This window comes from Cedecea sp., from assembly GCF_036500665.1.
Classification (GTDB): Bacteria; Pseudomonadota; Gammaproteobacteria; order Enterobacterales; family Enterobacteriaceae; genus Cedecea.
In genome coordinates this window covers 24,396-32,312 of record NZ_DASYBS010000089.1, presented here as the reverse complement: position 1 = coordinate 32,312, position 7,917 = coordinate 24,396, and the positions used below count along the sequence as shown (strand labels likewise).

The 7,917-nt window shown below is 58.4% G+C and carries 5 protein-coding genes and 1 pseudogene; 1 reads left to right on the top strand and 5 read right to left on the bottom strand.

All coding sequences use genetic code 11. The features are described 5' to 3' along the window. Positions 1–367: 367 nt before the first annotated feature. Complete coding sequence (fdhF, locus tag VGM55_RS14240; RefSeq protein ID WP_331635827.1) at positions 368–2,515, bottom strand: formate dehydrogenase subunit alpha; 2,148 nt, start codon at positions 2,513–2,515, stop codon at positions 368–370. 293 nt (positions 2,516–2,808) lie between these two features. Here fdhF and VGM55_RS14235 point away from each other — a divergent pair, with 293 nt between their 5' ends. Beyond that, positions 2,809–3,543 (top strand): response regulator transcription factor, encoded by a 735-nt coding sequence (locus VGM55_RS14235; protein WP_331635825.1) that lies wholly within the window; start codon positions 2,809–2,811, stop codon positions 3,541–3,543. Here the strand turns inward: VGM55_RS14235 and VGM55_RS14230 are convergent. From VGM55_RS14230 to VGM55_RS14215, 4 genes and pseudogenes are all read right to left on the bottom strand, one after another. Continuing rightward, positions 3,540–4,223 (bottom strand): D-lyxose/D-mannose family sugar isomerase, encoded by a 684-nt coding sequence (locus VGM55_RS14230; RefSeq protein ID WP_331635824.1) that lies wholly within the window; start codon positions 4,221–4,223, stop codon positions 3,540–3,542. The two genes, VGM55_RS14235 and VGM55_RS14230, sit on opposite strands and share 4 nt — an antisense overlap. A gap of 94 nt (positions 4,224–4,317) precedes the next feature. Next, a complete protein-coding gene (locus VGM55_RS14225) occupies positions 4,318–5,262 on the bottom strand; it encodes an ABC transporter substrate-binding protein (protein WP_154188534.1) in 945 nt (314 codons plus the stop codon). Between the two features lie 30 nt (positions 5,263–5,292). After that, positions 5,293–6,290, bottom strand: a pseudogene (locus VGM55_RS14220) (ABC transporter permease subunit). After that, positions 6,283–7,806 carry a sugar ABC transporter ATP-binding protein gene (locus VGM55_RS14215; RefSeq protein ID WP_331635823.1) on the bottom strand — a complete coding sequence of 508 codons (1,524 nt, stop codon included), beginning with the start codon at positions 7,804–7,806 and terminating at the stop codon, positions 6,283–6,285. Before VGM55_RS14215 ends, VGM55_RS14220 begins: the two are co-directional and overlap by 8 nt. Between the last annotated feature and the right edge of the window lie 111 nt (positions 7,807–7,917).

The window sequence follows — 7,917 nt, the reverse complement described above, 5'->3', positions numbered from 1 at the left end:
AGCTCATCGCCGCTAAAGCGGTAAACCCACCGGCTATCACCCAAACATTCGGGGTCGTTCGCGATTCGTTCCCGACGATCGCTCTCTTTCGCTGTTCCCGACAGCTCAACCCCGCCTGAGTTGGGTCATAACCGGGGGCGATGAGAGCGTCGGGAACGCATCTCAGCCGACCCAGGACTGGGATATAAAACTGAGGTCTGCCGCTTTAGCGGTCGATTTATTTGGCCGAGAGTCCGGGGTCTCGGGGGAATGACGGTGATTCTCCCGAGACGTTCACCGGTTCGGTGATGACATGTGACGCAGGACTGAAGTGAACGGAATCTTAGTCACCCTTTCATAGAGGATACTGCGACTAAGGGTTCCCCGTTTACCCCCTCGCGCTCTCGCGCAGACGGGCCTTCAGCTTGCTGTACTCATCAATCACATACTGCTCGGCGGCCTGCTGATCGGCAATCGGCTCCACGCGCACGGCGCAGTACTTGTACTCCGGCGTTTTGGTTATCGGGCTCAGGTTCTCTGTCACCAGCTCATTACAGGCGCCAATCCACCACTGATAGGTCATGTACACCGCGCCTTTATTCGGACGCTCGCTGACCGCAGCGCGGGTGATAACCCGGCCTTTCCGCGAATTCACCCAAATCAACGCTTCATCTTCAATGCCCAGCCGGGCGGCATCTTCGACGTGGATTTGCGCATAACCCGGCTCATCGGCCAGCGCTGCCAGGGCGGCACAGTTGCCGGTCATTGAACGGCAGGAGTAGTGGCCGACTTCACGCACCGTGGAAAGCACCATCGGGTACTCGTCGGTGATGCGATCGATTGGCGGTGCCCAGTCGCAGGTGAAGAACTGCCCCAGACCGTTAGGACGCTCGAACTTGCTCTCGTACAGGTAAGAGGTGCCCTGGTCCGCGTCGGAAGTGTCCCGGCAAGGCCACTGAATATAGCCCAGCTCGCCCATCTTCTCGTAGGTCGCGCCGTAGAAGTCCGGGCACAGATGACGCAGCTCGTCCCAAATTTCCTGGGTGTTGCTGTAGCGCATCGGATAGCCCATACGGGTGGCGATTTCGCTGATAATCTGCCAGTCCGTTTTGAGATCCCACTTCGGCTCAACGGCCTTAAAGAAGCGCTGGAAGCCACGGTCGGCGGCGGTGAAGACGCCTTCATGCTCGCCCCAGGAGGTGGACGGTAAAATAACGTCGGCCTCGGCGGCGGTTTTGGTCATGAAGATGTCCTGCACAATCACCAGCTCGAGTCCGGCAAACGCTTTGCGCACCGCAGAAAGCTCGGCGTCGGTTTGCAGCGGATCTTCACCCATAATATAGGCGGCGCGGACTTCACCGTGTTCTACGCGGTGCGGCAGTTCGCTGATGCGGTAACCGTTGGCTTCCGGCAGCGCGTCAACGCCCCAGGCAGCGGCAAATTTGCTGCGAGTTTCCGCGTCACGGACGTACTGGTTGCCGGGGAACATATCCGGCAGCGCGCCCATATCGCAGGCACCCTGCACGTTGTTCTGGCCGCGAACCGGGTTCACGCCCACGTTAGGTTTGCCGAGGTTGCCGGTCATCAGCGCCAGGCTGGTGAGCGAGCGCACGGTTTCCACGCCCTGGTAGAACTGGGTCACGCCCATGCCCCACAGGATGGTGGCCGTTTTGGCTTTGGCATACATACGCGCGGCCGCACGGATCTCCCCGGCGCTGACGCCAGTGATTTCTTCTACGGACTCCGGCGCGTAGCCTTCAACGATTTTGCGATACTCCTCGAAGCCTTCGGTACGAGCAGCAACGAAAGCGTGATCGTAAAGGTTCTCTTCAATAATGACGTGGCCAATCGCGTTCAGCAGCGCGATGTTCGAGCCGTTGCGTAACCTTAAATGCATGTCGGCAATGCGCGCGGTTTCAATTTTGCGCGGATCGACAACGATAATCTGAGCCCCTTTCTGCTTCGCCTTAATCACGCGATTAGCCACGATAGGGTGTGAATCTGCCGGGTTATACCCGAACACAAAGACTAAATCAGTATCCTCAATCTCGACGATAGAGTTACTCATCGCGCCATTACCGACCGACTGGTGCAGACCTGCAACCGATGGGCCGTGTCAGACACGTGCGCAGCAATCGACGTTATTGGTTCCAATAACGGCGCGCGCAAATTTTTGCATTACATAGTTGGTTTCGTTGCCGGTCCCGCGTGAGGAGCCGGTGGTTTGAATGGCGTTCGGGCCATACTTGGCTTTGATCTCGCTCAGACGAGAGCTGACGTAGTCCAGCGCCTCATCCCAGGAAACCGCTTCCAGCTTGCCGCCGCGCTCGCGGCGAATCATCGGGGATTTCAAACGCGGGGTAAGGATTTTGGTGTCGGTGATAAAGTCCCAACCGTAATAACCCTTCAGGCACAGGTCCCCCTGGTTGGTTTTACCCTGTGCGCCTTCCGCCTTGACGATTTTGCCGTTATCCACCACCAGGTTTATCTTGCAACCCGAGGCGCAATAGGGGCAAACCGTGACGACTTTTTTCATCATGTTGCTCCAGTCAATGCTGTCATTTAAGTGCGGCGATAAATGCAAACCGCCTTGCTGCGCCACTCAATGCATTATCTATGCCACATAGAGTGAGTGGGTATTGGCGCGGGTTTGGCGGGTATCTGGCGAACGGGCTGACGAAACGCCGGGGATTTCGTCATAAATGACGTGTCGAACTGACGGCCATTTGTGACAGTGATAGAAAATTCCGCACGAGGCTGTGTTCTTTCTGCGGCGCGCAATCAACAATCGCTCACACTAAAAGAACCTCCTCCCCTCCGGAGACAATAATGAAACCTGCAATCCTGGTGGTGGATGACGACAAGGCCATTTGCGACGTGCTGCGCGATGTGCTCAGTGAACACGTCTTCGACGTGCTGGTGTGCCATAGCGGCAATGAAGCGCTGCGGATTGTGGCGGCAGAGCCATCCATCGCGCTTATCCTGCTGGACATGATGCTGCCGGACACCAACGGCCTGCTGGTGCTTCAGCAGGTGCAGAAACTGCGTCCTGCTTTGCCGGTGGTAATGCTGACCGGGATGGGCAGCGAGTCCGACGTGGTGGTGGGGCTGGAAATGGGCGCCGATGACTATATCGCCAAACCGTTTAACGGCCGCGTGGTCGTCGCGAGGGTGAAAGCGGTGCTGAGGCGCAGCGGGGCGCTGGCCGTAGAAACTAGCCCGACGAAAACCAGCGGGCTGCAGTTTAACGGCTGGCGGCTGGACACCGACCGCTGCCAGCTGATGAACGCCCGGCAGCAGCAGGTTGATCTCACCCAAGGGGAATATGGTCTGCTGCTTTCCCTGGTGCAGAACGCCAGAAAGGTGCTGTCGCGGGAAAAACTGCTTGAGCTAACCCACAGCGAAAGCCTCGACGTATTTGATCGGACTATCGACGTGCTGATTATGCGGCTGCGGCGCAAAATCGAGGTCAATCCGCACCAGCCCACGCTTATCCGCACCATTCGCGGCGTGGGCTACGTTTTTGCCGCGGATGTCACCCACGGCGAGAATAATGCGGTTTAGATAAACTGCCGGTATTCATGGCACAAAAGCAGCGCTGGAGCGGCGTCTTCGCTGAGGCTGCTGAAGCGCTCGAGAGGCTTTAAAAAGCGGTTGTCGTGATCGTCATCGTTGACCATCGACACTTCGCCGACCAGCACGTCGCCGTAGCCCGGTTCCCCCCAGAAGCTGTGATACATCTCCGGCACCAGGCTGATGCTTTCTCCAGGCGATAAGCGCAATTGGCTGCCTGCGGCGTGCGTCTGGCGGCAGCCGTCAATCACCACCGTGATGTCCGATTCGTCAGGCTGTTCGAATGGGTCAGAGTGCCACAGTTCGACAATCAAATTACCGCCGCCGCGGTTGATGATGTCCTCCTGCTTGCTCCAGTGGAAATGCATCGGCGTCATCTGGTTTTCACGCACGTGCATGACTTTTTCGGCGTAAGTTTTGGCGTAGGGCGCACCTTCAGGTGAGCCGTTGCGCAGGGTAAACAGCGTGAGGCCCATGATAAGAAAATCGCTGCCGCCGAAGTCGGTGATATCCCACCCGAGCTTTAGATCAAAGACCTCTTGCCAGCTGTGGGAATCAAGCTGCTGCCATGTTTGCGGCGAGAACCCGGCGAACGGCGGCAGTTGGATATCGTGGCGGGCAAAGAACTGGCGGGTTTCATTCAGGTACTGATTAACCTCGGAGCGTTTCATCTGGCCTCCCTTTGACGTGGACCCTCACCCTGGCCCTCTCCCTGGAAGGGAGAGGGGACTGACGGTGTTTTGACTCGACTGGGTGAGGGGAAAATTACTTCACCGTCCACCCTTTGTAGCTGCCAATATTGTTCTTATCGATCATCGTCACCGGGATCAGTACCGGGCCTTTCGGCGCGGGTTTACCCTGCAAAATGTCGTAGCCAATCTCGACCGCTTTCGCCGCCATTATCTGCGGATCCTGCGCCGGCGTCGCCACAAACAGCGAGCTGCCGCCGCGCTTCAGGGCCTCCTCACCGTCCGGGCTGCCGTCCACGCCGACAATAAAGAACTCATTACGCTGGGCCTGTTTTGCCGCCAGATCGGCCCCGATCGCCGTCGGATCGTTGATCGCAAACACGCCGTCGATCTTCGGATTCGCCGCCAGCAGCGAGGTCATTACTTCCAGGCCGCCTTCACGGCTGCCCTTAGCATTCTGATTAGAGGAAAGGATCTTAATGTCCGGGTGCTTTTTGAATTCGGTTTCGCAGCCCTCAACGCGGTTCTGCACGGCGGAAACCGGCGGCCCGTTGATGATCACCACGTTGCCTTTATCTTTCAGGCGGTCGGAAATGTACTTACAGGCCATTTGCCCGGCCTGGATGTTATCGGAGGTGATCGTGGCATCGGCGCCGTCAGCCGCGACGTCCACCGCCACAACGACGATCCCGGCGTCTTTCGCACGTTTTACCGCCGGGCCGATCCCTTTGGAATCCGCAGCGTTGAGGATTATCATGTCCACCTTCGCGGCGATAAAGTTATCGATCTGCGCCACCTGCTGACCGAGATCGTAGCCGCTGGAGACCAGCGTCACCTTCACGTTGTCGCCAGCGAGCTTGCGGGCTTCCAGCTCGGCGCCTTTGGTTATCTGCACGAAGAACGGGTTGGCGAGGTCGCCCACCGTCACGCCGATAGACTTTAACTCTTTCGCCTGGGCAAACGGCGCGCCTGCGATCATTGCACCAGCCAGTAACGCAGTAACTATGGGTTTCAAACGCATGCTGTTTTCCTCACTCGTAGGGTTTTGTTGTTATGCACTTTGATGGTGACGGGTACGGTATTTGTCGATCAGCACCGCTATGATGATCACCGCCCCTTTGATCACCAATTGCCAGAAGTAGGAGACGCCCATCAGCGTCATGCCGTTGTTGAGCGTGGCGATAATCAGCGCCCCCACCAGCGTGCCGGTGATGGTGCCAATCCCGCCCACGAAGCTGGTCCCGCCGAGAATAACGGCGGCGATGGCGTCCAGCTCATAGCCCACGCCGAGGTTACCGTTGGCGCTATAAAGGCGTGACGCGCTCATGATGCCGCCAAGTCCGGAAAGCAGACCGCTCATGCCGTACACGAACAGCAGCACCATCCACACTTTGATGCCGGTCAGGCGCGCCGCCTGCATGTTGCCGCCTACCGCGTAGATATGAACGCCCAGCGTGGTACGGCGCAGAATGAACCAGCACACCGCAATCACCAACAGGGCAATCACCACCAGCCACGGCACCGGGCCGAGATAGGCGTTGCCAATCCACTCAAAGTTGATGTTGGAGTTAATCACCGTCGTGCCGTCTGCCAGCAGATACGCCGCGCCGCGCCGCGCAGCGCGGTATAGGTGCCGAGCGTGACGATAAACGGCGGCAGCCCCGCCCAGGCGACCAGCATGCCGTTAAACAGTCCGAGTCCGGTACCCATCAGCAGCGCCGCAGGAATCGACAGCCCTTCCCAGCCGGGCATCAGCGACACGACCATTGCCGTCACGGCGGTGGTGCCGAGAATTGAGCCCACGGACAGGTCGATGCCGCCGGTCAGAATGATGAAGGTCATCCCCGCCGCCAGCACGATGTTGATGGACGACTGCCGGGCGATATTGAGCAGGTTAGACTCGGTGAAGAAGTTGGGCGCGACAAAGCCAAATACGGCGACGATCAGTATCAAAATCGGCAAAATGCCGACGGTTTGTAGTAAATCGCCGAACAGGGCTTTTTTAAGCGAGGCGGATTTTGCCACCGGTTGCGTGCCTGAGTTAGTCATGGTGAACCTCTTTCTTATGGGCCTCGGTCACGCCGGTAGCCAGGGTCATAATATTTTCTTGCGTAATGTCGTGGCGCAGCAGCTCGCCGGCAATGCTGCCTTCGCGCATGACGTACACCCGGTCGCTCATGCCCACCACTTCGGGCAGCTCGCTGGAAATCATTAGGATGGCCACGCCCTGGCGGGCCAGCTGGTTCATGATGCGGTAGATCTCGCTTTTGGCGCCGACGTCCACGCCGCGCGTAGGCTCGTCGAGGATCAGAATGCGTGGGCCGATGGCAACCCAGCGGGAAATCAGCAGCTTTTGTTGGTTGCCCCCGGACAGGCCCCCGGCGCGAACCTGGGCGTGCGGCACGCGGATATTCAGCAGGCTGATGGCGTCGTCGGAAATGGTCTGGGCTTTTTTGCGGTCGAGCATGCCGAAATGAGCGTCACGCTCAAGCGTGGCCATGGTGATGTTGTCCTGCGCGGCCAGTTCGAGGAACAGCCCCTGCTCTTTGCGGTTCTCTGTCAGGAAGCCGATGCCGTGTTGAATCGCCTCGCGGGGGGAGTGAAGCGTCACCGGCTCGCCGTCGATCTCAACCGTGCCGCCCGTGGCCTTACGCACGCCGAAGATAAGCTGCGCCAACTCTGAACGCCCCGCGCCAACCAACCCGGCCAGGCCGACAATTTCCCCGGAACGCACGTGCAGGCTGACGGGCTGCACCTTGCCGCTGTCCGTCAGGTGATGAACGTTGAGGCGAGGGCTGCCGAGCGGGATATCACGCTCTTTGTTGAACAGGTCGCTGAGCGGCCGCCCAACCATCATTCTGACCAGCTCGCTGGCGTTCAGGTTTTCCCGCGTCAGGCTGCCGACGTACTGGCCGTCGCGCAGCACGCTGACCCGGTCAGACAGCTCATAGATTTCCGCCATGCGGTGGCTGATGTAGATAATCGCCATACCTTCATCACGCAGGCGGAAAATCAGCTCAAACAGGCGATGCGTTTCGCGGGAGGAGAGGGCGGCGGTAGGTTCATCCATCACCAGAATGCGGCTGTTGCGCTGAAGCGCACGGGCAATCTCAACCTGCTGCTGCTCGGCAATGGTGAGCTTCATGACGAGATCCGTGGCCTTGAACTGCGCCCCGAGGCGGTCAATCACCGCCTGCGCCTGCTGCACCATCTCTTTACGCTGCACCAGGCCGCCGCGCGCCAGTTCGCTGCCGAGGAAAATGTTTTCGGCAACGGTGAGGTTTGGCGCCAGCTGCATTTCCTGGTAAATCAGGGTAATGCCCGCGTTCAGGGCGTCTTTGGGGCCTTTGATGACATAGGGCTCGCCGTCAATCAGTACTTCGCCGCTGGTGGCGATGTAAGCCCCGGCGAGGATCTTCATCAGGGTGCTTTTACCCGCCCCGTTCTCACCCATTAGCGCATGGATTTCACCGGGAAATACCGTTAAATCGACGCCTTTTAGCGCATAAAACTTGCCAAATGACTTGGCAATATTGCGCATTTCCAGAATGGGGACTCTGCTCATGGTGCGGCGCCTGTGGTGGGTATCAATACGCGCCAGTCAACCACACGCCGATAAATGCAAAATGTCAGCCGCCGTTCATATTTGTCATAGAGTTGAATAGTTAACCTGGAT